We start from the raw sequence: 23,860 nt of genomic DNA on the forward strand, positions 1-23,860 counted from the left end.
ATGAAGCTCGGAGCGTTTGACATATTCCCGGTGACGGACGGGCGGTTCCGGCTGGACGGGGGCGCCATGTTCGGGGTGGTGCCGCGCGTCCTGTGGGAGCAGTGCTGCCCGGCCGACGAGCGGAACCGCGTCCAGCTCGCGCTGACCTGCCTGCTGATCCGCGCCCACGGCAAGAACGTGCTCGTGGACACGGGCATCGGGGACAAGTGGGACGGGAAGGGCCGCGACATCTACGCGATCGAGCGCACCACCCCGCTCGCCGGCTCGTTGAAGGCCCTCGGGCTCCGTCCCGGCGACATTGACCTCGTCGTCAACACGCACCTCCACTTCGACCATGCGGGCGGCAACACCGTCCGGACGGACGACGGGACGCTCACCCCGTCGTTCCCCAAGGCCGCGTACGTCGTCCAGCGCGGGGAGTACGAAGCAGCGGTGCTGGCCAACGAACGGACGAGGGCCAGCTACAAAACCGACAACATCGCCCCGATCGCGCGCCGCCACCGGTGGGAGTTCCTGGACGGGGATACAGAGCTGCTGCCCGGTCTCTCGGTCATGGTGACGCACGGGCACACGGCCCACCACCAGGCAGTGAAGGTCGAGTCGGACGGCCAGGTCGCCTTCTACCTGGGCGACCTGATCCCGACTGCGGCCCACCTCCCGCTCCCCTACATCATGGGCTACGACCTCTATCCGCTCCAGACCCTGGAGGCCAAGCGCAAGGTCCTCGAACAGGCCTCCGAGGAGCGTTGGCTGCTGGTCTTCGAGCACGATCCGCTCGTCTCGATGGGCTACGTCCGAAAGGATGGAGAAGGGAAATACTGCTTGGAAGAAGCCGTCGCTCGTCAATCGTGAAGCGTATCTCGTCCGCTAATTCAGGCGCTCCTCGACCCGAGCTTCACGAGACACGAACGACGCTTCACGAGAATCTGTGAGGATAGACGATGACCGTGGCAGCCAAGCCAATCCGAGTGTTGGTGGGCAAAGTCGGGCTGGACGGGCACGACCGGGGGATCAAGCTCGTGGCGCGATCGCTCCGCGACGCGGGCGTGGAAGTGATCTATACCGGCCTCCACCAGACCCCGGAGCAGATCGTCGCTACCGCCATCCAGGAGGACGTGGACGCGATCGGGCTGAGCCTGCTCTCCGGCGCCCACAACTACCTCTTCCCCCGCGTGCTGGAGCTGCTCAAGGAGCAGGGAGCCGGGGACATCGCGGTCTTCGGCGGCGGGATCATCCCGGACGAGGACGTGCCCAAGCTCAAGGCCGCGGGGGTGAAGGCCCTGTTCCGGCCCGGCACCCCGATGAGCGAGATCGTGGACTTCGTGAAGGGGCTGCGCCGATGAGACCGGTCTACATGGTCAGCGGGGGGATCACGAAATTCGCCAAGGCGCATCCCGACAAGGACTTCCGCCTGATGGTCAAGGAGGCCTACGATTACGCGCTCCGGGACGTGCCGCGCCTCTCGAAGGATCGGATCGACGGGGCCGTCGGCTCCTACTTCTCCGATCACTTCACCAGACAGTTGAAGGCCGCCAGCATGGTCCAGGACTATCTGGGCCTTTGCCCCAAGCCCTCCAAGCGCGTCGAGGGTGGCGGCGCGACCGGCGGCCTCTGCTTCCAGTCGGCCTGGGAAGCCGTGGCCTCGGGCCGCATGGACTGCTGCGTCGCCTTCGGCTTCGAGACCATGTCGCGGGTCAACACCTGGAAGGGCAACGAGTTCATCGCCCTCGCCTCGGACACGAACTTCGACTTTCCGGTCGGCGGCTTCTACACCGGCTACTACGCGATGATGGTCCGCCGGCACATGCACGAGTTCGGCACGACGGTCGAGCAGATGGCGATGGTCTCGGTCAAGAACCACCTGAACGCCCTCTCCAACCCCTACGCCCAGAAGGCCAAGCGCCTCACGATCAAGCAGGTGCGCGAGTCCCCGATGGTCGCGACGCCGCTCACGATGGAGGACATCTGCACCATGTCGGACGGGGCCGCCGTCTGCGTCCTGGCCTCGGAGGAGGTGGCCGGCCAAGTCTGCGACCGGCCGGTCAGGATCACCGGCCTGGGCTCCGGCTCCGACGCCATGCGCATGGCCGACCGGCCGCACGGGAAGGTCATCCTGCTGCCGCACGAACGGGAGTCGGACTACGCCCGCCTCCAATATCCCGGCGTGCACTCGTTCCGCGGCGGGCGGATGGCGGCCAAGCTGGCCTACGAGATGGCCGGCGTCCGCAACCCGCTCGAAGACCTGAGCTTCGTCGAGCTGCACGACGCCTATACCTCTTCGGAGATCCAGACCTATGAGGATCTGGGCCTCTGCCGGTACGGCGAGGGCGGACATTTCGTGGAGAGCGGCGTCCCCTTCATGCCGGGAATAGACTACGGGCTGGAGCTGCCCAAGCAGGGCCGCTTGCCGGTCAACCCCTCCGGCGGCCTGCTGGCCTGCGGCCATCCGGTCGGGGCCACTGGGCTGATGCAGGCCGTCTTCGCCTTCTGGCAATTGCAGGGCACGATCGGCAAGCACCTGGGCAACGACCGGCTCCAGGTCGGGAACGCAAAGCGCGGCCTCATCCACAGCCACGCGGGCACCGGCACGTACATTACCGTGTCAATCCTGGAAGGGACGTAGGATGGTTTCCAGAGATACGATCCTTGTCCAGAACGATCCGCTTGTCATCCGCGACCACTACGAGATTGACTACCGTCACAGCTACGCCCAGGATTCCCCGTTCTTCGCCGGGTTGAGCAAGGGCCAACTGCTCGGCTCCCGCTGCACGGCCTGCGGCTACACCTACGCCACCCCTCGATCCCACTGCATGGAATGCGGCGCGCCGACGAGCTGGCACGAGTTACCGCTGACGGGCCGAGTGCACACGTTCACGACCTGCTATTACGGAGGCGAAGCCTTCCTCAAGGAAACCCCGTTCACGCTGATTTTGGTGGAGTTCGATGGGGCCGACACTCTGTTCCTGTCCCGCCTCAAGGGCGTGGAGCCGGACGCCGTGCAGATCGGCCTGCCGGTGAAGGCCCGTTTCGCCAAGACCCCCACCTTCAAAGTCACCGACGTCTGGTTCGAGCCCCTCGGACGTGCCGATGCCCGTTGATCCCGCAACGCTGGCCGCCGGAGTCAAGGCCGGCGACGTTCGCGCCCTGTCCCGCCTGGTCACCCTGCTCGAAAACCGGGACCCGGTGGGCCTGGCGGCGCTCGAACGGCTGGACGGGTCGTTGCAACGGGCGACCGTCATCGGGGTCACCGGTTATCCGGGCGCGGGCAAGAGCACGGTGATTGACCAACTCATCACTGCCCACCGGCGTCAGGGCAAGAGGGTCGGCATCCTCGCGGTGGACGTGACCAGCCCGGTCACCGGCGGGGCGATCCTGGGCGACCGGATCAGGATGCAGGACCATGCGGAGGATCCGGACGTGTTCATCCGCAGCATGGCGACGCGCGGGCAGCACGGAGGGCTGGCGCGGGCCACGCGCGACGCCGCGCTCGCGCTGGCGGCGGCCGGCTACGACGTGATCCTCATCGAGACCGTCGGCGTCGGTCAGGAGGAAGGGGACGTCGCTTCGGTCGCGCAGACCGTGGTCGCGGTCGTCGCGCCGGGATTGGGAGACGAAGTCCAGGCCATGAAGGCGGGGCTGCTGGAGGTGGCCCACGTCGTGGTGGTCAACAAGGGGGACCGCGAAAGCGCGGAGAGCACGGTCCGCGACTTACAGGAATGGCTCCCGACGGTGATCCGCACCGTCGCGATCAAGGGAGAGGGAATCTCGGAGTTGCTCGCCGCCATCGCCGCGCACCAACTGTCCCTCAAGCCTGCCTAGAGCGCCTGCAGGATAAAGCATTTGAGATACCGCGTTTCCGGCATGGAAGCCAGCACCGGATGGTCGCGCGCCTGCGACCGGGCTTCCAACAGGCGAAGCCGGCGCCGCGCGTCCCGGGCCGCCTCCAGGATCGTCTTCCACAGGGCCGGCTCGCTCACATGGTGGGAGCAGGAGCAGGTGACGAGAAAGCCCTCGGGACGCACGAGCCGGAGGGCCAGCCGGTTGATCTCCTTGTAGCCGGCCAGCGCCTGGGCGACCGTCTGCCGGCTCCGCGCGAAGGCCGGCGGATCCAGAACGACCAGGCCGTAGCGCCGGCCGGTCCGCTCCAGCTTCCGAAGCTCCTGGAAGGCGTCCGCCTCCCGATACTGGCAGCGGCCCTCCACCTTGTTGAGGGCCGCATGCTCGCGCGCCATCGCCAGGGCCTGCGCGCTGACGTCCAGCCCGAGCACCGATTCGGCCCCGTGCAACGCCGCCTGGATGCCGAACGCGCCCGTGTGGCAGAAGGCCTCCAGCACCGAGGAACCGGGGGCCAGCGCGGCGGCGGCCAGCCGGTTCTCCCGCTGGTCGCAGAACCAGCCGGTTTTCTGCCCCTGCTCGATGTCCGCGAAAAACCGCGCCCGGCCTTCGTGGATCTCCAGCTTCGTCGGCCCCTCCCCCATCAGAAAGCCCTGGCCCAGCGGCAGGCCTTCCTGCGCGCGGGCATGGGCGTCGTTCCGGAGATAGACGGCGCTTGCCCCGGTGAGGCCCTTCAACAATTCGGCCAGCAGGTCCTTCCGACGCTCCATCCCGAACGACAGCACCTGCATGACCAGGACCTCCCCGTACCGGTCCACGATGAGCCCCGGCAGCAGGTCGGACTCGCCGTGCACCAGCCGGTAGGCGTTCGTGCCGGACACGACCAGGGCGCGGAGCGCCGCCGCGCCCTCCAGCCGCCTGGTCCAGAAGCTCTCGGTGATCGGCTCGTCCCGGAAGGTCAGAAACCGGACGCGAATCTTGGAGTGGGGATTGTAGAAGCCCCGGCCGCAGAACCGGTCGGCGCGGCTGTAGAGGTCAACGAGGTCGCCAGGCCCCGGCTCCCCCTCGACCTTCGCGACGTCGCTTTCATAGACCCAGAGGGACCCAAAAGCAATCTGCTGCGCCCGCTCGGAGGACAGCAGGACGCGGCCCGTTGCTCTCTCGCCGCCCATCTCTCAATCGGGTCCAAGATCGGTTAACGGTCCGTGAACCTCGGCTGCCGCTTCTCCAGGAACGCCGAGATCCCTTCCTTCTTGTCCGCCGTCTCGCAGAGCCTTCCGAAGAGATCGGCTTCCCGCCTCAGCCCTTCGGCCAAGGGTCCGTCCAGCCCGGCACGGACGGCCTGGAGCGCGGCCTTCACAGCCAACCGGCCCTTGACCGCGATCAAGCCGGCCACCATCCTCGCCTCCTGGATCACTTCCTTGGCCGGCGCCACCCGGTTGACCAGGCCCAAGGCCAGGGCCTCCTCCGCCGTCACGCTTTCGCCGGTCAGGATCAGCTCCGCAGCCTTGGACGGGCCGAGGATGCGCGGGAGCCGCTGGGTCCCGCCGAACCCGGGGATGAGGCCGAGCCTCGTTTCCGGCAGGCCCAGCGTCGCGCCGGCCGCGGCAACTCTGATGTGGCAGGCCATCGCCAACTCGAGCCCGCCGCCCAGGCAGGCGCCGTTGACCGCGGCGATCACGGGCTTGTGGAGCTGTTCGATCCGGTTCAGCAGGCCCTGGCCGAGCGCAGCGAATTCCGCCCCCTGCTGCGCGGACCCGATCTGCGCCAGCTCCTTGATGTCGGCCCCGGCGCAAAAGAACCGCCCCGCGCCGGTAAGGACGACCACGTGCACCGCGTCGTCAGCCTCCAGCTCGAGGAACAGGCGATCCAGCTCCTCGAGGACGGCTCGACCCAGGAGATTCGCCGGCGGATGGTCCAGCGTGACGGTGGCGATGCGGTCGGCAACGGCGGCGGTCGCAAGTCGGTTCGGCATGGGAGCACCCGTGCCGTCATGGTAGCAAAGTCGGGGGCCACGTGCCATCGCCTATGGTACAATCGTCAACGGGTGAGGCTGTTCCCATGATCGCCGATCGTCTTGCGGACTACAGCCGGTCGCTCTCCTTCACGACGCTCCCTCCCGACGCGATCCACGAGGCGAAGCGCCGCCTCCTCGACAGTCTGGGCTGCGCGTTCGGTTCCTGGTCCGCCGAGCCCTGCCGGATCGCCCGCCGCATCGCCCAGTCGGTCAAGGTCCCAGGCGGCGCGACCCTCTGGGGGACCGGCTGGAAGACCCTGCCGGACCTGGCTGCCTTCGCGAACGGCGCGCTGGTCCGCTACCTGGATTTCAACGACACCTACCTGTCCAAGGAGCCGGCCCATCCTTCGGACAACCTCTCCGCGGCCCTGGCGGTGGGCGAGACGGTCCGCGCCTCGGGCAAGCAGGTCGTCGAAGCGATCGTGTTGGCCTACGAGGTCCAGTGCCGCCTCTGCGACGCGGCGGCCCTGCGGCCCCGCGGATGGGACCACGTGACCTACGGGCCCTTCTCCTCGACCCTGGCCGCCGCCAAGCTCTTGAAGCTGTCCGAGGAGCAAACGGTCCAGGCCGTCAACCTGGCCGGCGTGGCCAACGTCGCCCTGCGGCAGACGCGGGTCGGCGCCCTCTCGATGTGGAAGGCCTGCGCCTTTTCCAACGCGGCCAGGAACGGGGTCTTCGCCGCCTTGCTCGCTCAAGCCGGCATGACCGGCCCTTCCCCGATCTTCGAGGGAGCCAAGGGCTTCACGAGCCTGGTCTCCGGCCCGCTGGATCTCCCGCCCCTGGGAGGCCAGCGGCAGACCGACGGCCAGCCGGCCCCGTTCAAGATCCTGGAGACGTACATCAAGCACTACCCGGTGGAGTACCATGCGCAGACCGCGGTGGAGGCCGCGCTCGTCGTACGCGACCAGTTGCTCAAGGCGGAGGGACCGTCGGCGCTGGCCGGGATCACGGAGGTGGAGATCGGCAGCTACGACGTGGCCATCGAGATCATCGGGCGGGACGAGGAGAAGTGGCGTCCCCGCACGAGGGAGACAGCCGACCACAGTTTCCCCTACTGCGTGGCCGTCGCCCTGCTGGACGGGACCGTGACATTGAAATCCTTCGGACCCAGGAGGCTCGCCGATCCGACCCTGCACCGGCTCATGCAGAAGGTCCGCGTGGTCCGGTTAGAGGACTTCGCCGACTGGTACCCCCAGGCCATGCCCACAAGGGTGACCGTCAGGACCGAGGCGGGCAAGGAGTACGTGAAGCAGGTGGACTTTCCGCTCGGCCATCCCCGGAATCCCATGTCGGACCGGGAGGTGGAGGAGAAGTTCCGGGCTCTGGCCGGCGGCAGGCTGGACCGGGGGCGGGCGGGCAAGGTGATCGAGGCTGTCTGGCGGCTGGACCGGCTCAAGGACACCGGCGAGCTGATGCCGCTCTTAAAAATCGTGACGCGTGACAGGTGATGGGTGACGAGCGCACAGCAAGAAGGATACGCCGGAAGACAACCGACGCGGGCGGGTGACGCGTGACCAGCGGCGAACAACCGAGCAAAGCCAAGAAGTTGCGGGAGCTCATCGCACGGGGCACGGTGATCATGCCCGGCGCCTTCAACGCGCTCACGGCGCTCCAGATCGAGCGGGCCGGGTTCGAGGCCCTCTACGTGTCGGGAGCCGGCCTCTCGGCGGCGCGAGGCCTGCCCGACATCGGGCTCCTGTCCATGACCGAAGTGGTCACGGAGGCCGCCGCCATCGCCCAGGCCGTGGCGATCCCGGCCATGGCCGACGCGGACACGGGCTACGGCCCTCCCCTGACCGTCACGCGGACGGTGCGGGAGTTCGAAGGGGCGGGGCTGGCGGGCATCCAACTGGAGGACCAGGAATCCCCCAAAAAGTGCGGCCACCTGCCGGGCAAGCGGCTGGTGTCGGCCTACGAAATGGCCGAGAAGATCGGCGCGGCCGCCCAGGCCCGGCGGGACCCGGATTTCCTCGTCGTCGCGCGGACCGACGCGCGGGCCGTCGAGGGGCTGGAGGCGGCGGTCCGCCGGGCCGCCACCTACGTGGAGGCGGGGGCGGACGTCATCTTCCCCGAGGCGCTCGAAACGGCGGAGGAGTTCCGGACCTTCGCGCAGGCCCTCTCGAAGCGGGGAATCAAGGCGCCGCTCCTCGCGAACATGACGGAGTTCGGCAAGACCCCCTATCTGAGCGTCACGGAATTCGAGGAACTGGGCTACCGGATCGTTTTGTTCCCGGTCACCGCGCTGCGCGTCGCCATGAAGGCGGTCGAGGAGCTGCTGGCGGAGCTGAAGGCCCTCGGCACCCAGAAGGGATCGCTGGGCAAGATGCTCACGCGGCAGCAACTGTACGAGCTGCTCCGGTACGACGAGTACGAGAAGCGGGACAAGGAGTTGCGGGAACGGTATGGGCGAGGCTGAGAAAACCGTCACGCGCCACGCGTCACCCATCACGGCCTATAGCCCCGGCCTGGAGGGCGTGCCGGCCGGAGAGACGGAGCTCTGCCTCGTGGACGAGGGCGAGATCGGCCTTCGCTACCGGGGCTATGCGATCGGCGATCTGGCCGAGCAGGCCTCCTTCGAAGAGGTCGCCTACCTGCTGCTGCTCGGCAAACTCCCGACCAGGAAAGAGCTGGACGACTTCTCCGCCCAGCTCCGGCAGGCCTGGCCGCTTCCCGGGCCGGTCGAGGCCTTCATCGGCGTCGTGCCCCCGGACGCGCACCCGATGGACGTTCTACGGACCGGCGTGTCGCTGCTCGGCATGACCGACCCGGACCGGGCCGACGGCTCCCACGAGGCCAACGTCCGCAAGTCCATCCGTTTGCTGGCCCAGACGCCGATGATCGTCGCCACCGCCCACCGGCTCGCGCAGGGGAAGAAGCCGGCCCAGCCTCGGAGCGACCTCGGTTTCGCGGAAAACCTCCTCTACCTGTTGACCGATCGCCGTGACGAGGACCACGACCGGGCCATGGCGCGCGTCCTGGACGTCTCGCTCATCCTCTACGCCGAGCACGAGTTCAACGCCTCGACCTTCGCCGCGCGCGTCACGGCCTCGACCCTCACCGACCTGCACGCGGCGGTCACCGCGGCCGTCGGCACGCTCAAGGGGCCGCTCCACGGGGGCGCCAACGAAGCCGTGGCGGCCATGCTGCTGGAGATCAAGTCGCGGGACCGGGTGGAGCGCTGGCTCAAGGAGACGCTGGCCGCCAAACGGCGGGTGATGGGGTTCGGGCACCGCGTGCTCAAGAAGGGCGACCCGCGCTCGCTCATCATCCGGCGCCACGCGGAGGCGCTCAGCCGGACCTGCGGCGACACCCGCTGGTACGAGATCGCCGCGATCCTGGACCGGCTCGTGCAGCAGGAGAAGGGCCTCTATCCCAACCTGGACTTCTACACGGCCGTGGCCTACCTGCTCATGGGCATCCCGCGCGACCTCTACACGCCGGTCTTCGTCTGCTCCCGCATGGCCGGCTGGTGCGCCCACGTCGTCGAGCAGCAGGACCACAACCGGCTGATCCGGCCCAGGGCCCTCTACACGGGGCCGCCGCCGCAAGCCTATGTCCCCCTCGACCGACGCGCGTGAGCCCATCCGGCTGGCCCGCTGCATGGGCGGCGCGCCGTTCAGCCTGCCCTGGCCGTCCTTCGCGGAGTTCTTCCTCTCCCGCGTCCGGGACCCGCTGCTGCGCGACCGGCCGTTCCTGACCTATTGCGACGACGACCGTTCCGTCACCCGCCGCTACGGCTACGCGGAGTTCGGAGAGCGCGTGACGAGGGCCGCCTCGTTCCTCCGCGACGAGCTGGGACTCAGGCGCGGCGACCGGCTCGCGACGGTCCTCTTCAACCACGACCAGACCGTTCTCCTCTACTTCGCCGCCTGGACGATCGGGGTCGCCGTCGTGCCGATCAACGTGGAGGAGCCCACAGAGAAGAAACGCTACATCCTGGAACATTCCGAGGCCAAGGCGGCCTTCTGCTGGCGGGACTATCGCGACGAAGTGGCCGGCCTCGCGTCGCAAATCCCGAGCCTGCGCACCGTGGTGGCCGTGGACGACGAGGGGTTGGCTCACCCCGCGTCGCCGCGTCCGCGCGTCGCCGCGTCCGACAGGGGGACAGGGGGACTGGGGGACGCGGGGGCCGGCGCCTCGCGCCTAGAGGACGAGGCGTTGATCGTCTACACCTCGGGCACGACCGGCCCGCCCAAGGGCGTGATCCTCACCGCCGAGAACCTCCTGGTCGACGCCGACGGCATCGCGGACTGGCACGGCTTCGGCCGGGAGGACCGGCTCATGTGCGTGCTGCCGATCCACCACGTGAACGGCACCGTGGTCACGCTGGTGACGCCTTTCTACTGTCGGGGCGGCGTGGTGCTCACCCGCCGGTTCAAGACCGGCCTCTTCTGGCGGAGGCTGCACGAGGAGCGGGTCACCTGCGTGAGCGTCGTGCCGACGTTGCTGGAATTCCTGCTGGAAGCCGGCGAGGATCTGGCCCCCTACCGGCTCGACCGGTTCCGGGGCTTCATCTGCGGCGCCGGCCCCCTGCTGAAGGACACGGCGACGCGCTTCGAGGACCGGTTCCCTTTCCCGATCCGGCACGGGTACGGGCTCTCGGAAACGACTTGCTACTCCTGTTTCCTGCCCAACGACCTGACGCCGGAGGAGCACCGGCGTTGGCTCGCCGATTACGAATTCCCCTCCATCGGGGTCCCGATCAAGCACAACGAGATGGCGATCCTGGACGACCAGGGCAAGGAGGCGCCGGAGGGCACGCGCGGCGAGATCTGCATCAGGGGCCGGACGGTCTGCGCCGGCTATTTCAAACGGCCGGACGCGAACGAGGCGGCCTTCCGATGGGGCTGGTTCCGCTCGGGCGACGAAGGGTTCTCCGTCCGGGACCGGTTGGGCCGGCCGTTCTTCTTCATCACCGGCCGGATCAAGGAGCTGATCATCCGCGGCGGGGTGAACATTTCCCCGCTGGAGATCGACGACGTGCTCAAGGGTCATCCGGCCGTCCAGTTCGCCATGGCCGTGCCGTTCGAGAACCGGTTCTACGGAGAGGAGGTGGCCGCCTACGTGGTTCCCCGCGAGGGCCGCACCGCCACCGAAGCGGACCTGCTCGCCTACTGCCGGGACCGTCTCCCCTTTGCCAAACGTCCCAAGGTCATCCTGTTCGGATGGGACGTACCCTACACGGCCACCGGCAAGCCCAAGCGGCTGGAGCTCAAGGCCCGTCTGGCCGAGCCGCTGGCCCGCTACCGCGACGTCCAATTCAAGGAGCAGAAATAACGCCAGTGGGCCAGCCTGACGACGATATCAGTTTCCCCAAGAAATGTCGTGACTCCGCGACCGCGCTTCTGCTACAGTGCGCGCCGTTTGTCTTCTGACCGGGAGGCGGATGGATGGTGGAATGGAACTGGGACAAGTTCTGGCGATGGAACATGGGCCTAGTCCTGCCCGTGACGATCGGCTCGGCCTGTCTGGACCGGCAAGTGATCGAGACCCTCGCGGGCCTGTGGGAGGACCCCACTCCGTGGCGCGTGCTCTTCTTCGTTTCCTCGGCCTTTTTGCTGATCGGATTCGCCCGCAACACCGCCAGACTGCGGAAGCTGACCGAAGCGCAAGCGGACGCCGCTCACCGGCGGCAAGACGCGGAGGTTTCGATCCTGGAGCCGTGCAACGACTGACCGGACAGATGCCTAAAAACCATAGCCGATGCCGAACCCCAGGGCATAGGCCGGCGACCCGTCCGAGAGGCCGATCTGCGTGGACAGGTTGACCTGCCACGACGCCGTGAGCGAATAGCTCACGGCGAACAGGAAGTCCTGCGGGTCCTGGAAGCCCTGCAGCAGCGCCCGGTACCACTCGTAGTAGGCGCTGACCATCAGCCCCTTCACCACGTAATAGCCCAGCCCCACGTCGTAGTACCACTGGTTCCGCAGCGGGATCCCCTGGGGCTTGCCGATCATCGTGTAGCCCGTGTCGCCGAACGCGACCCACTTCTCCCCCAGCGTCTTCGTCAGCTCCAGGCCGAACCCCTCGTCGAACTCGCCGGTGCCGAGCCCCTTGTCCGCATCGGCCGTCGGGAACTTGATCCGCGCGGTCACGGCGATCGTGGGAACCCAGTCCTGCCCGTCCACGAGGTAGTAGCGCCCGCGCAGCACCACGTCGCCCAAGCCGCTGTTCGTGACGACCGGGTCCGGGACGTGGGGGCTCTTGCGGTGCCGGCCCCGGACGGGATCGGGTGCGCCGCACCGCTGGTTGGTCCGGTTGGGCACGCCGCTCAGGAGGACGACGGAGCAGTCCCCTTTCACAATGATGTAGGGCACGACCACCGTGATGTCGCCGTCGCGGAAGAGCCGCTGGACGCTGAGGGGCAAGTAGTAGATCGTGGTGTTGGAGCCCTGGCCGTAGTCGCCGATCGAATAGTTGGGGCTGAAGCTGACCTGCCAGGTCTGGTCCTGTTCCTGGTTCTGCTCCTTCTCCTCGACGTGCTCCCGCGCCGGCTCCTGGGCGGACAGGGGTTCCGCCCCCAGCGGCAAGAGAGGGGAAAGAGACAGGAGGAGGAACGGAAGCCGGCGTGCCAACCGCGGGAGAGGGAAAAGGCGAAGCAGGAAGCTGGAACGCGACCGGCTGGCCAAGCGAGGCTACCGATGGGGCCGCTCAACCCGCGGCGGCCGCTCGGGCCGGTGAGGCCGGTCCGGCCGGTTGTTGCGCGCGTCGTTCCGCACGCCGTTCTGCTGGGAGTCGGCCTCCTGCCCGCTCTCCTTCGCGCCGCTCGTCTGGCTCCTGGCTCCCCCGCCCTGCTGGTTCAGCGACTGGCCGAGCTGCGCGCTCTCGCCCGAGCTGGACGAGTCCCGGTCGCCCGCCTGCTCCCGCTCGCCCCCGGCCGATTCCGGCACGCCGGCTTGGCCCTGCGCCGTCACCACCCCTTGCATCAGGACCAGGACGAAGACCGAGACGACGCCGGCCATTCCGAGCCGCTTCGACATTCCGTCTCCCCCCGTCGGAGACTGTACCCTAGCAGACGGGACGGGCGCTGACAACTGGGCGGACGGGTTTGACCGGGGCAATCGGGCCGGACGATAATGCCTCTCCTCCACGAACATCGCGAGATCCAGGATGCCTCTGACTCGACAACCGGTGCGCGATCTGCTCGACGTCTGGCGGGACACGCGGCTCATCGTCCTGGCCGGGCAGACTGCGGCCGTCTACGCCGCGATCCTGATCCCCTTCAAGATGGGCATCCCGCTCATCCCCGGCTTCACGGAGCTGCGCCCGGCCAACGCCTTTCCGGTCGCCGCCTCCCTGCTGTTCGGCCCGGCGGCCGCCTGGGGCTCCGGCCTCGGCAACCTGATCGGCGACTGCTTCGGCACCCTGGGGCCGGGCAGCTTCTTCGGCTTCCTCGGGAACTTCTGCTACGGCTACGTGCCGTATCTCCTGTGGGGCCGGCTGGGTCCCTTCTCGTCGGGCCTGGAGCCGGAGCCCCGGTCCTGGCACCAGACGCTGGAGCTCGCGATCGTCTGCACGGCGGCCGCCCTGACCTGCGCCCTGGTGGTGGCCTGGGGCGTGGACCTGCTCGGTCTGTTCCCCTTTCACCTCCTGGCCCCGGCCATTTTCCTCAACAACCTGGTGATGGGCCTGGCGCTGGCTCCGCCCCTGCTGCTCTTCCTGCACCCCCGCGTCAAACGCTGGCGCCTGCGGTACGAAGACGTCCGTGAGACGTTGGACGTGAGACGTGAGAGGTTCAACGCAGGGCGTGAGCCGCTTCGCCCCACGCCTGCGACGCCCCCCGCCGCGTTCGTCGCCCTTCAGCAGGTCCGCTTCACCTACGAGGGAAGCCCCGCGCCGGCGCTGGACGGCCTCTCGCTGGAGTTCCATCGCGGCGAGTCGGTCGCGCTGCTGGGGCGGAGCGGGGCCGGCAAGTCCACCCTCTGCCACGTCCTGGCCGGGTTGGTCCCCAACCTGATCGCCGGCCACTGGTCCGGACGGGCGAGCGTCGGCGGGCAGGACACGACCACCCTGCCGGTCTGGAAGCAGGCGGAAACGGTCGGCCTGGTCTTTCAGGACTTCGAGGCGCAACTGGTCTCGACCAACGTCGAGATGGAGCTCGCGTTTCCGCTCGAATGTCTGGACGAGCAACGCACGCTGCCGCCGGCGGCGATGCGCGAACGGGTCGCGCGGACGCTGGACCTCGTCGGCCTCGCCGGCCTGGAGCGGCGCCCGCCCTCGTCGCTCTCCGGCGGACAACGGCAGCGGCTGGCCATCGCGGCGACGCTCATCAAGGAGCCGGCGCTGATCGCCCTGGACGAGCCCCTGACCGACCTGGACCCGGCCGGGCGGCGCACCCTCCTCTCGCTCCTCGACCGGATGAAGGCGGGCGGCGCCGCCGTCGTGCTCGCCGAACAGGACCCGGAGGCCGTCGTGCGGACCGACCGTCTCTGCGTCCTCGAGCGGGGCGCCCTCGCCTGGGACGGGCCGCCGCGCCGGCTCTTCAGCCGGCCGGACCTGCTCGCACGGTACGGTCTTGCGCCGCTCCCCATCGCGCGCTGCTTCGAGGGGCTGGGCCTCGCGGAACTGCCACTGTCGGTCGAAGAAGCCTGGGAGCTGGCCGACGAGCTGGGCCTGTCGGTCGTCCCGGCCGGACCGGCGCCGCGTCCCAAGGCCGGTCCCCCGGTCGTCGAGGTTCAGAAGACTTCCTTCGCCTATCAACCGGGCGCGCAAGCCCTCTCGGACCTGAGCCTCACGATCGGGGAAGGAGAATTCGTCGCGATCATCGGCCAGAACGGGTCCGGGAAAAGCACCCTGGCGAGGTTGCTGAACGGGCTGCTCCATCCGACCGCCGGCCGCGTCCTCGTCTACGGGGAGGACACGAGGGCGCTCGGCGTCGGCCGGCTCGCCGCCACGGTCGGCTACGTGTTTCAGAATCCGGACCAGCAGATCTTCGCCGAAACGGTGGAGGCCGAGGTGGCCTTCGGCGCCCACAATCTGGGCGTGCCGGCGGCGGAGCGGGCGGCGCGCGTGGCCGACGCGCTCAAGGCGGTGGGGCTCGACGGTCCGGAGATTCTGGACCAGGACCCCTTCTCCCTCACGAAGGGGGACCGGCAGCGGGTCGCGGTGGCCTCGGTCCTGGCCGCCCGGCCCCGCATCCTGATTTTCGACGAGCCGACCACCGGGCTGGACGCGGAGGAGACCGGCCGCATGATGGAGATGATCCGGCGCCTCAACCGGGCCGGGCACACGATCGTCATGATCACCCACGCCCTCTCGCTCGTGGCGGCTTACGCGCACCGGTGTGTCGTCCTGCACCGGGGCCGGACCGTCGCGGACGGGCCCACCGGGGAGGTGTTCGGCTCGCTGCTCGCGGAGGATCGGGCCGCGCGGCTCGGCCTGGAGGTCCCGGCCCCGACCCGGTTCGCCGCCCGCTGGGGGCACCAGCTCCTGACCCCCGAGGAGGTCCGCGCCGCCCTGCGGAGAAGGTGACGCGACGATGAGCCAATTCTTCCTCTACGTGGACCGCGACTCCTGGCTGCACCGGCTGGACCCGCGGACGAAGGTCCTCTCGCTGCTCGGCCTCTTCACGGTCGCGCTGCTCTTCACGGATCCCCGGTACCTGGCCGTCGCCGCCGGCCCGGCCCTGCTGACCCTCGCCGCGGCCGGCGCCCTCGGCCCTCTCCGGAAGCTGACCCCCCTGCTCCTCCTGCTGTTCCTCTACTGCTCGCTCCTGTGGCCCTTCTTCGTCGCGGGCCGGACGCCGCTCGTCTCCCTGGCCGGCCATCCGTTCACGCGCGAAGCCCTGGCCTTCGGCGTCGGGATGGGCCTGCGGCTGGACCTGATGCTGCTCGGCGGGCTCCTGCTCCTCGCCACCACGACGATCGAGGAATTCACCCTGGCCTTGCAGCGGCTGGGCCTGCCGGGTCCGATGGGCTTCGCCCTCTCGCTGGCCTTCCGCTGGGCGCCCAGCCTGATCGGCTCGGCCAGCCAGACCGTCCAGGCCCAGCGGTCGCGCGGGCTGGACCTGTCGGCCGGGCACCTCCTGGCCCGGATCAGGCACTACGTGCCGCTGCTGATCCCGATGATCGGCCACAGTCTGCGGCAGACCGGGCTCCTGGCCATGGCGCTGGAATCCAAGGGCTACGGCCCGGCCGCCTACCAGCGGACCTATCTGGAGCTGCGTCTGCGAGCCGCCGACTACCTGGCCTTGACGGTGGTGGGGATCGTCGTCGCCGTTTGCCTCTGGCTCCGTTGGACCGGCCATGGCATGATTGAGGTCCGTTTCTAGCCGGAGGATTGCGAAGGAGGGCTCCATGTCGCCGACCGAGTCACCTGCCAACCCGGACAGACCCGAACGGAAGCCAGGCCTCAAGCGCCGGACGTTCCTGACCGGTGCCGCCTCCCTGGCCGGACTGGCCGCCGCGAAACTGTGGCTCACGCCCCAATCCGCTGAGGCGGCCAAGCCGAAATCGCCGACCGTGCCGGACGACCCCACGAAGGTGCCCGGCTCCCCTCCCACCCCCTACGGACAGAGGTCGGCCTTCGAGCGGACCGTGCGCCTGGTCGTCCCCTCCCACTCCCTCACGCCGCTCCAGGACCTGCACGGCGTCGTGACGCCCTCGTCGCTGCACTTCGAGCGTCACCACAACGGCGTCCCGCTGATCGATCCGGCCCGCCACAGGCTGCTGGTCCATGGCCTGGTCGAACGGCCCACGGTCTTCACCGTGGAGGACTTGCAACGCTTCCCCTCCGTCTCGCGCCTGGCCTTCATCGAATGTTCGGGAAACTCCGGGAGCGAATGGGAAGGTCAGGGAGGAGCCAGCGCGCAGGAGATCCACGGCCTGTTCAGCACCAGCGAATGGACCGGGGTGCCGCTGGCGCTCGTGCTGCGCGAGGTGGGCACCAGGCCGGAGGCGGCCTGGATGCTCGCGGAGGGGAGCGACGCGGGGGCCATGACCCGCAGCATTCCGCTGGCGGCGGCCCTAGACGAGGCGCTCCTCTGCTACGCGCAAAACGGCGAGCCGCTGCGGCCCGAGCAGGGGTATCCGCTGCGGCTGCTGATCCCCGGCTGGGAGGGGAACGCCTGCATCAAATGGCTCAGACGGCTCAAGCTCGGCGCCGAGCCGTTCATGACCAGGGACGAGACCGCCCGCTACACGGACCTCATGCCGGACGGGAAGGCCCGGCAGTTCACCCTGGTCATGGAGGCCAAGTCCCTGATCACCAGCCCGTCCGGCGGACAGAGGATCAGGCCCGGCTTCGTGGAGATCCGCGGGCTGGCCTGGAGCGGACGCGGCCGCGTCACGTCAGTCGAAGTCAGCACGGACGGGGGCCGGACCTGGCAGCCTGCCTCCCTCCTGGAGCCGGTCCTGCCGAAATGCACGACGGCCTTCCGACTCCCCTGGCGGTGGGACGGACGGGAAACGATTCTCCAGTCCCGGTGCACGGACGAGACCGGCTATGTACAGCCGACCAGACGGGCCCTGGTGGCCGTGCGCGGGGTCCATTCCGGCTACCACTACAACGGGATTCAGAGCTGGAAGGTAGGGGCGGACGGGAGGCTGTCCAATGTGCACCTCTAGCAGAATGTTGCAACTCGCCTCCTGGTTTCTGCTCTGGCTCGCCTGGAGCGCACCGGCTGGGGCCACCATGCCCGATCCTCGGCCGGCGCCAGAATACGGCTTCGGCCGGCCGGCGACGGAGGCGGAGATCAAGGCCTGGAACGTGGAGGTGGCACCGAACGGCGAGGGGCTCCCGCCCGGACGGGGAACGGTCAAGGCCGGCGCGACGGTCTTCGCCAAGAAATGCGCGTCCTGCCACGGAGCCACGGGCAAGGAAGGGCCGATGCCGCAACTGGTTGGCGGCCAGGGAACCCTCGCGACCGACCGGCCGGTCAGGACCGTGGGGAGCTACTGGCCCTACGCCACGACCCTCTACGACTACGTCGCCCGGGCCATGCCCTACCAGGCGCCCGGGTCCTTGCAGCCGGACGAAGTCTATGCGCTGGTCGCCTGGATTCTCTTCCAGAACGGGATCGTCACGGAAGATACGGTCATGGACGCGCGGACGCTGCCGACGGTCCGCATGCCGAACCGACACGGCTTTGTGTCGGACCCGAGGCCGGACGTGGCAAAATAGCCGCCGCGCCGGACGGGCAGGCTGAAGAGTGCCCCAAGGAGAGAGCGATGGAGCGACGCACGCGCCGACGGATTCCCGTGGACCTGACCGTCCTGTTCGTCACGCCCGACATGGAAGGCGTCGGGCTCAAGAAAGGCAGCCTCCGCAACCTCTCGTCGGCAGGCTGTGCGGTGGAAAGCGGCGTCCCGGTGGAAGTCGGAGCCGACCTCGCCCTGTTCATTCAGGTGCCCCGGCAGGTCAACACGATCAAGGTGGATCAGGCCACCGTGCGATGGGTGACGGACGGCGAGTTCGGGCTGACGTTCCGCAACCAGCGTCCTGAGGAGCAGGAGCGCCTCCGCCTCTGGCTCGCGACGGAGCAGGGAGTCGCGTGAACCGCCGTCAACTCCAGACCGGCCCCGCGTGCACGTTGCGCATCGCCCTGCTGCACCTCGCCCCTCGTCCCGGCGACCTGGCGCACAACCGCCGGCTCATCGAGACGGCGGTCACCGCCGCGGCGGGATTGGGAGCCTTCTGGATTCTCACGCCCGAGCTCTGCATCACCGGCTACACCTTCGCCGACCGGATCGGCACCGACTGGATCCTGCCGCAGCCGGACCGGTGGATGACGGGCTTCTGCCGGCTCGTCGCCCGGCTTCGGGTGACGGTGTTCCTGTCCCATCCCGAACGGGATCGGGCATCCGGCAAGCTCCACAACAGCCTGTTCGTGATCGCGGCCGACGGAACCATCCTCGGCAAGCACCGCAAAATCCACACGCTGCGGGTGGGCTCGGAGGCCTGGTCGAGCCCGGGGGACAAGGCGGCGGCCGTCCCCGTTTCTCCCTTCGGGCAAGTCGGGATGCTGATCTGCGCGGACGCCTCTTCGAAGGAGCTGGCGAGAAACCTGAAAACCCAGGGGGCGGAACTCCTGGTCTCGGCCGCCGCCTGGGCGCCGGGCCTTCACGGGCCGAACGGCGAATGGGAGCGCTGCACCGGCGACACCGGGCTCCCGCTCCTCGTGTGCAACCGCACCGGGCCGGACCGGACGTTGGACTTCACCAAGGCCGAGAGCGTGGTGGTGAAAGACGGGCGGCGGCTCCTGTCCTTGTCGTCGGCACGCTCCGTGATCTTCCTGGTCGAGTGGGATCCGGCGGCTCAGAACCTGGCGACGAGCGAGTACCGGACCGTCCCGTTGTAAGTAAGGGCGCTTCCCATGACCGTCAAGGCGCAATTCCCGGACGAGCAAACCAGCGAGGGCGAGTTCGAGCGGCAGCGGGACGCCTTCCGCGGCTGGGTCACGGCGGACGGCAGCTCCGGCCATCCCGCCGTCCGAGGGCGCTACCACCTGTACGTGTCCTGGGCCTGCCCCTGGGCGCACCGCACGATCATCGTGCGGAAGCTCAAGAAGCTGGAAGACGTGATCGGCATGACGGTCGTGGACCCGGTCCGCGACGAGCGCGGGTGGGCCTTCCGCGAGGGGCCCGGCCATTCGACCGATCCCGTCAACGGGTTCCGCTTCCTCTCCGAGGCTTACCGGGCGACCGACCCGAACTTCAGGGGTCGGGTCACGGTGCCCGTCCTGTGGGACAAGGAGACGAAGCGCATCGTCAGCAACTCCGACGACGACCTCATGCGCATGTTCAACCGCGAGTGGAACCGGTTCACCGACAGCCGGCTGGATCTGTGTCCGGAGGCGCTGCGGCAGGAGATCGACGAGCTCAACCGGTTCGTCTACGAGAACGTGAACGACGGGGTCTATCGGGCGGGCTTCGCCACGTCGCAGCAGGTCTACGAGCGGGCGGTGCGGCGGCTCTTCGACGCCCTGGACCAGCTCGACGCGCGCCTCCGGGATCGGCGCTACCTCTTCGGGTCACAGTTCGTCGAGACGGACTGGCGCCTGTTCGTGACGCTCGTCCGGTTCGACGCCGTGTACCACGGGCACTTCAAATGCAACGTCCGGCGGATCGCGGACTACCCCAACCTCTTCGGCTACCTCAAGGACCTCTACCAGCACGACGGGATCGCCGACACGGTGAATTTCGACCACATCAAGCGGCACTACTACGTCACCCACGCGGACATCAACCCCACCCGCATCGTCCCCCTGGGCCCGGACCAGGACCTGCGCGCCCCGCACGGCCGCGAGCGGCTGACGTAACCAGCAAGAACAGGCTGTAGCGTTTTGTCCTTTCAGATAACAATCGCTTGTAGCACCCTTCCCTCCTTTCAGCACGCCCGGACCAGGCTGCTCTCTCAACCCCTTGAAGATTCTAAAGGTACGGCTCTATCGGACGGCCCGTTCCGACTGGCAAAGGAGTTGCTATTTTTTCTGATGGGTGGTGAACGAACGTGGGGCAACGGTGAGAAGGAGGCGACCATGACGCCCGATCGCAACCGCACCCTCTCCTTCGACGAGAGGAAGGCCGCCGAAGCCGCTTTCCGGGCCTTGCCGGTGGACCCGACCTGGTCGGAGAGCGCCCAGGCGATCTACTTCGGCATCCTCGCACACACGCAAGGGCGGAACGTCGTGGAGGTCGTCGCAGAGGAAGCGCTGGAAGTCAGCGCCTTCTGAGCCGATCCCTGAGCCCGCCCCTCGTGACGACCGTCAATCCCCCCTGCCATCGGCCACCGCGCTGACGAGATCGCCATTGCATCTCAATCGTTCTGAGCACGGCGTCTGACGAAAGGCGGACGGAGGCGTGCGGCGCTCGCTCCCGCGCCTTGGCTTCTCTGCACGACTAAGGCACCATCGAGCTACGCCCGGCTGCATGACCACAGGCGCCACGATCGAGGAAACGGAAAAGCTGATCCGTGAAGTGCTCGAGTTTCACCTTGAAGGCCTGCGGGCCGACGGCCTGCCGGTCCCTCCCCCAAGCAGCCACGTGGAGTACATCCAGGTCTCTGCCTAGGAGTCATTTCAAAACCCGCCGTTCACCCTTCGACGGGCTCAGGGCGAACGGGGAGTCCCTTGAAAACATTGGCATTCTGCCGTTCATGCTGAGCTTGTCGAAGCCTGTGGTGGGCAAAGTCGAACCGCACGGTCATGGGTTTTGAAATGACTTCTAGAACCAGCGAGTCATCACCCGTTGCCTTGCTCAACGGAGCAACGGGGACCCGGCTGCCCGCCCCTCGTCAGCCCGGCAATTTCCCCCTTGACAGGGCGATTGCACTGGCCTATAAACATACCAACTGGTCGGTTTATGAATAGGGCAACGTGAGAACCCCGCAGAAGGACTCGCCCGCGAAAGAGAAGCTGCTCGACGCGGCCCAGCGGCTGATGCTGGCCAAGGGGTTCGTCGCCACCACCGTGGACGAGATCTGCGAGGCGGCGGGGCTGACCAAGGGCAGCTTCTTCCACTACTTCGAGAGCAAGGAAGACCTGGCCAGCGCGGCGCTGGACCGGTTCGTCGCGGCCAAAGCCGCCGGGTTCCAGCAGGCTCCGTTCGTGAAGAAGCGCGACCCCCTGGAGCGCGTCTACGGCATGGTGGACTTTGTCATGCAGATGTCGAAGTCCGCTCAGCCTGTGCAAGGCTGCTTGCTGGGAAATTTCGCCCAGGAGCTCTCGGACACGCATCCGGGCATCAGAAAACAGTGCGCCCAGCACTTCGCCCAGTGGGCCGATGCGTTCAAGCGGGACCTGGATCAAGCCAAAGCCCTGCATGCGCCGAAGGCGGCCTTTGACACTCAGAGCCTGGCTGAACACTTCATCGCGGTCCTGGAAGGGGCCCTGATCCTCGCCAAGGCCAAGCAGGACCGTGCGCAGGTCGCGGGGCACGTCCAGCACTTCAAGCGGTACGTGAAGAGCCTGTTCGAAGGGTAAGCGTCAAGCACAACGCGACACGTCGCAGGGCCGACACATGACATGATCGAAACCGAACCGCTCGTTTCGATTCCCTAACCCTGGAGGTCTCCCATGACCTTACTCCCCTCCCCGACCACGCTGCTCCGTCTCGCGCTCCGGTGCAACGCCTGGTTCTCCGGCCTGTCCGGCCTTCTGTTCCTTCTTGCAGCCAGACCGATCGCGGCATTACTCGGCATCGAGACGCCCTGGATCGTCACAACGCTCGGCCTCGGCCTGCTCCTCTATGCGCTCTGGCTCGCGCTGACCGTGCGGCGTCCGGCGCCGGATCGGCGCGAGGTCTTGGTTGCGATCGGGCTCGACGCCGCCTGGGTACTCGGCAGCGCCCTGCTGCTGATCGCCGCCCCCATCCCGCTGACCCAGGCAGGCAAATGGGCAGTGGGGATCGCGGCCGACATCGTGGCAACGTTCGCTGTGCTGCAGGCGTACGGACTGCTCAAATTCGAGGCGACACACGCGTCGTATCAAGCCAAGACCTCGCACCCTTACCATTAGTCATGGCGAATCGCTCAGGATCACCTGGAGGACACTCCATGCAGAACAAAGTCTATTGGTCGGCGGTGGGCGCCTACGTTCTCTGCACCTTCCTGATTGCCGCGCCTTGGCACCTGGTGTTCTTCAAACCGCTGTACGACGAGCTGGCCATCTTCACGCGGAAGGAGCCGCTGATCCCGCTCGGCCTCGTCTCGATGCTGATGCAGGGGCTCGTCCTGAGCTATCTGTATCCCCTCTTTGCCCAAGGCCGGCACTCGCTCAAAACTGGCGCCGCCTTCGGCCTGCTCATGGGCGTGCTGCTGGCCAGTTCCGCGGTTTTTGCCGAAGCGGGAAAACAGAACGTCACGTCGCTCTCGACCTGGCTGGCGCTCGAAAGCTCGTACTACCTCTTCCAGTTCACCGTGGTGGGCGCCGTCATCGGCAGCATTTACGCAAGAGGAGAACCGGCTCATGGCCTACGATGAACGGCTGGCGGCGCGCGTGCGGGCGACGCTCATGGGGCGGTCCGCGCTGGTCGAGAAAAAGATGTTCGGCGGCCTCGCCTTCCTGTCGCGAGGCAAGATGTTTGCCGGCATTCTCAAGCGCGATCTGGTCGTGCGTGTGGGGCCCGAAGCCAACGTTCAGGCGCTGAAGGAGCCGCACACCAGGCCGATGGATTTCACCGGACGACCCATGAAGGGCTATATCTACGTGAGCCCAGCCGGAACCAAGAGCGCCGCGCAATTGCGGAAATGGCTCGCGAAGGGGTTGGACTTCGCAGCGAGCTTGCCAACGGCCGAGCCCCGCGCTCGCCGGCGCGGGTCCCGGTCACAGCGATGAGTGCACGATCTCTTATTCAGGTTGCCCGCCTTCGGAGGGAACGCACATGAGAAGGACGCCGTTCAGGAGTGTCTGCGTCGTCTCGATTCTCATCGGTCTGTGGCTCGCCGGCTGCGCCGAACTGGCGTATCGGCACATGAACGATCCCGGTCGGGACGCCTGGCAAAAGCCCAGGGAGGTCATCGAGACGCTCCACATCCAGCCGGGCTCGCGAGTGGCGGATGTAGGGGCCGGCGGCGGGTACTTCACCTGGTATCTGGCCGACGCGACCGGGCCACGAGGGACGGTGTACGCGGTTGACATCAATGAGACCGCCTTGGACATCCTCACGAAGGAAATGAGGTCACGGGGGATCACCAACGTGACGCCGATCCGCGTTGAACCCAACGACGCGAAGCTCCCCGAGCCGGTGGATCTCGTGTTTAACTGCGACACCTACCACCACATGGATGATCGCGTGGCGTATTTCCGGTCATTGACCCGGTATCTCAAGTCCGATGGACGCGTGGCCATTCTGGACTTCCATCCCCGGGGATTCGTTTCCGGGCTGCTCGGCCACGGGACGGCAAAGGAAGAAGTCCGGCGCGAGATGGAAGCGGCGGGGTATCGGCTTGTGGGCGATTTCAACATCGTCGACAGCCAACATTTCCAGCTCTTCTCGCGGAAGGAACCCTGAGCGGATTGGTGACAGCGTTTCGTGAGGCGCCTACTCGACGCACAGAGCTCAACCGGCCGCT

28 protein-coding genes are annotated in these 23,860 nt (G+C 67.7%); 24 read left to right on the forward strand and 4 right to left on the reverse strand.

The features are described 5' to 3' along the window. From AB1411_05645 to meaB, 5 genes are all read left to right on the forward strand, one after another. Window positions 1–852, forward strand: an 852-nt coding sequence (locus AB1411_05645) for an MBL fold metallo-hydrolase (GenBank protein ID MEW6543076.1), incomplete at its 5' end; no start/stop codon positions are given. An 89-nt stretch (window positions 853–941) separates the two neighbouring features. Further along, entirely contained in the window at window positions 942–1,343 is a 402-nt protein-coding gene (locus tag AB1411_05650) for a cobalamin B12-binding domain-containing protein (GenBank protein ID MEW6543077.1), read from the forward strand. Next, the gene (locus tag AB1411_05655; protein MEW6543078.1) at window positions 1,340–2,623 is read left to right on the forward strand and encodes a thiolase domain-containing protein; all 1,284 of its coding nucleotides are present in this window, start codon (window positions 1,340–1,342) and stop codon (window positions 2,621–2,623) included. Before AB1411_05650 ends, AB1411_05655 begins: the two co-directional genes overlap by 4 nt. Before the next feature lies 1 nt (window position 2,624). Beyond that, the gene (locus AB1411_05660) at window positions 2,625–3,098 is read left to right on the forward strand and encodes a Zn-ribbon domain-containing OB-fold protein (protein ID MEW6543079.1); all 474 of its coding nucleotides are present in this window, start codon (window positions 2,625–2,627) and stop codon (window positions 3,096–3,098) included. Then, window positions 3,088–3,819 carry a methylmalonyl Co-A mutase-associated GTPase MeaB gene (gene meaB / locus AB1411_05665; protein MEW6543080.1) on the forward strand — a complete coding sequence of 244 codons (732 nt, stop codon included), beginning with the start codon at window positions 3,088–3,090 and terminating at the stop codon, window positions 3,817–3,819. Before AB1411_05660 ends, meaB begins: the two co-directional genes overlap by 11 nt. On the opposite strand, the gene AB1411_05670 is transcribed toward meaB, so the two are convergent. Then, complete coding sequence (locus AB1411_05670; protein ID MEW6543081.1) at window positions 3,816–5,006, reverse strand: class I SAM-dependent rRNA methyltransferase; 1,191 nt, start codon at window positions 5,004–5,006, stop codon at window positions 3,816–3,818. The genes meaB and AB1411_05670 overlap by 4 nt on opposite strands. Before the next feature lie 23 nt (window positions 5,007–5,029). Further along, window positions 5,030–5,809: an enoyl-CoA hydratase gene (locus AB1411_05675; protein MEW6543082.1), complete on the reverse strand. Its 780-nt coding sequence runs from the start codon at window positions 5,807–5,809 to the stop codon at window positions 5,030–5,032. 86 nt (window positions 5,810–5,895) lie between these two features. Between AB1411_05675 and AB1411_05680 the strand changes: the two genes are divergently transcribed. From AB1411_05680 to AB1411_05700, 5 genes are all read left to right on the forward strand, one after another. Next, window positions 5,896–7,299 carry an MmgE/PrpD family protein gene (locus tag AB1411_05680; GenBank protein ID MEW6543083.1) on the forward strand — a complete coding sequence of 468 codons (1,404 nt, stop codon included), beginning with the start codon at window positions 5,896–5,898 and terminating at the stop codon, window positions 7,297–7,299. Between the two features lie 62 nt (window positions 7,300–7,361). Continuing rightward, window positions 7,362–8,267, forward strand: a complete 906-nt coding sequence (gene prpB / locus AB1411_05685) for a methylisocitrate lyase (GenBank protein MEW6543084.1) — start codon at window positions 7,362–7,364, stop codon at window positions 8,265–8,267. Beyond that, a complete protein-coding gene (locus AB1411_05690) occupies window positions 8,254–9,429 on the forward strand; it encodes a citrate/2-methylcitrate synthase (protein MEW6543085.1) in 1,176 nt (391 codons plus the stop codon). The genes prpB and AB1411_05690 overlap by 14 nt, the downstream gene beginning before the upstream one ends. Further along, window positions 9,404–11,128, forward strand: coding sequence for a class I adenylate-forming enzyme family protein (locus AB1411_05695; GenBank protein MEW6543086.1), 1,725 nt, complete (start codon window positions 9,404–9,406; stop codon window positions 11,126–11,128). Before AB1411_05690 ends, AB1411_05695 begins: the two co-directional genes overlap by 26 nt. 113 nt (window positions 11,129–11,241) lie before the next feature. Beyond that, complete coding sequence (locus AB1411_05700) at window positions 11,242–11,526, forward strand: hypothetical protein (GenBank protein ID MEW6543087.1); 285 nt, start codon at window positions 11,242–11,244, stop codon at window positions 11,524–11,526. Window positions 11,527–11,538: 12 nt separating this feature from the next. Here AB1411_05700 and AB1411_05705 read toward each other — a convergent pair whose 3' ends face one another. Together AB1411_05705 and AB1411_05710 are read right to left on the reverse strand one after the other, a co-directional pair. Next, window positions 11,539–12,426 carry a transporter gene (locus AB1411_05705; GenBank protein ID MEW6543088.1) on the reverse strand — a complete coding sequence of 296 codons (888 nt, stop codon included), beginning with the start codon at window positions 12,424–12,426 and terminating at the stop codon, window positions 11,539–11,541. A gap of 60 nt (window positions 12,427–12,486) precedes the next feature. Further along, window positions 12,487–12,831, reverse strand: a complete 345-nt coding sequence (locus AB1411_05710) for a hypothetical protein (GenBank protein ID MEW6543089.1) — start codon at window positions 12,829–12,831, stop codon at window positions 12,487–12,489. Between the two features lie 130 nt (window positions 12,832–12,961). Here AB1411_05710 and AB1411_05715 point away from each other — a divergent pair, with 130 nt between their 5' ends. The 14 genes from AB1411_05715 (at window position 12,962) to AB1411_05780 (ending at window position 23,799) form a co-directional block, all read left to right on the forward strand. After that, complete coding sequence (locus AB1411_05715) at window positions 12,962–15,322, forward strand: energy-coupling factor transporter ATPase (protein ID MEW6543090.1); 2,361 nt, start codon at window positions 12,962–12,964, stop codon at window positions 15,320–15,322. Window positions 15,323–15,329: 7 nt separating this feature from the next. Beyond that, window positions 15,330–16,121, forward strand: coding sequence for an energy-coupling factor transporter transmembrane component T (locus tag AB1411_05720; GenBank protein MEW6543091.1), 792 nt, complete (start codon window positions 15,330–15,332; stop codon window positions 16,119–16,121). Between the two features lie 25 nt (window positions 16,122–16,146). After that, window positions 16,147–17,415 (forward strand): sulfite dehydrogenase, encoded by a 1,269-nt coding sequence (soxC, locus tag AB1411_05725; protein MEW6543092.1) that lies wholly within the window; start codon window positions 16,147–16,149, stop codon window positions 17,413–17,415. Between the two features lie 67 nt (window positions 17,416–17,482). Further along, window positions 17,483–17,971, forward strand: a complete 489-nt coding sequence (locus AB1411_05730; GenBank protein MEW6543093.1) for a cytochrome c — start codon at window positions 17,483–17,485, stop codon at window positions 17,969–17,971. 47 nt (window positions 17,972–18,018) lie between these two features. Continuing rightward, window positions 18,019–18,345 (forward strand): PilZ domain-containing protein, encoded by a 327-nt coding sequence (locus tag AB1411_05735; GenBank protein ID MEW6543094.1) that lies wholly within the window; start codon window positions 18,019–18,021, stop codon window positions 18,343–18,345. Then, the gene (locus AB1411_05740; GenBank protein ID MEW6543095.1) at window positions 18,342–19,148 is read left to right on the forward strand and encodes a carbon-nitrogen hydrolase family protein; all 807 of its coding nucleotides are present in this window, start codon (window positions 18,342–18,344) and stop codon (window positions 19,146–19,148) included. The genes AB1411_05735 and AB1411_05740 overlap by 4 nt, the downstream gene beginning before the upstream one ends. Before the next feature lie 15 nt (window positions 19,149–19,163). Beyond that, entirely contained in the window at window positions 19,164–20,108 is a 945-nt protein-coding gene (locus AB1411_05745; GenBank protein ID MEW6543096.1) for a glutathione S-transferase family protein, read from the forward strand. A 219-nt stretch (window positions 20,109–20,327) separates the two neighbouring features. Then, window positions 20,328–20,522, forward strand: coding sequence for a hypothetical protein (locus tag AB1411_05750; GenBank protein MEW6543097.1), 195 nt, complete (start codon window positions 20,328–20,330; stop codon window positions 20,520–20,522). A gap of 196 nt (window positions 20,523–20,718) precedes the next feature. Then, complete coding sequence (locus AB1411_05755) at window positions 20,719–20,859, forward strand: hypothetical protein (GenBank protein MEW6543098.1); 141 nt, start codon at window positions 20,719–20,721, stop codon at window positions 20,857–20,859. A gap of 305 nt (window positions 20,860–21,164) precedes the next feature. Beyond that, entirely contained in the window at window positions 21,165–21,770 is a 606-nt protein-coding gene (locus AB1411_05760; protein MEW6543099.1) for a TetR/AcrR family transcriptional regulator, read from the forward strand. Between the two features lie 93 nt (window positions 21,771–21,863). Further along, a complete protein-coding gene (locus AB1411_05765) occupies window positions 21,864–22,304 on the forward strand; it encodes a hypothetical protein (GenBank protein ID MEW6543100.1) in 441 nt (146 codons plus the stop codon). Window positions 22,305–22,342: 38 nt separating this feature from the next. Beyond that, window positions 22,343–22,768, forward strand: coding sequence for a DUF1761 domain-containing protein (locus AB1411_05770; protein MEW6543101.1), 426 nt, complete (start codon window positions 22,343–22,345; stop codon window positions 22,766–22,768). After that, complete coding sequence (locus tag AB1411_05775) at window positions 22,755–23,123, forward strand: TfoX/Sxy family protein (GenBank protein MEW6543102.1); 369 nt, start codon at window positions 22,755–22,757, stop codon at window positions 23,121–23,123. The genes AB1411_05770 and AB1411_05775 overlap by 14 nt, the downstream gene beginning before the upstream one ends. A gap of 46 nt (window positions 23,124–23,169) precedes the next feature. Then, window positions 23,170–23,799 (forward strand): methyltransferase domain-containing protein, encoded by a 630-nt coding sequence (locus AB1411_05780; protein MEW6543103.1) that lies wholly within the window; start codon window positions 23,170–23,172, stop codon window positions 23,797–23,799. Window positions 23,800–23,860 lie beyond the last annotated feature (61 nt).

It is taken from the genome of Nitrospirota bacterium, from assembly GCA_040757595.1.
GTDB lineage: Bacteria > Nitrospirota > Nitrospiria > Nitrospirales > Nitrospiraceae > JBFLWP01.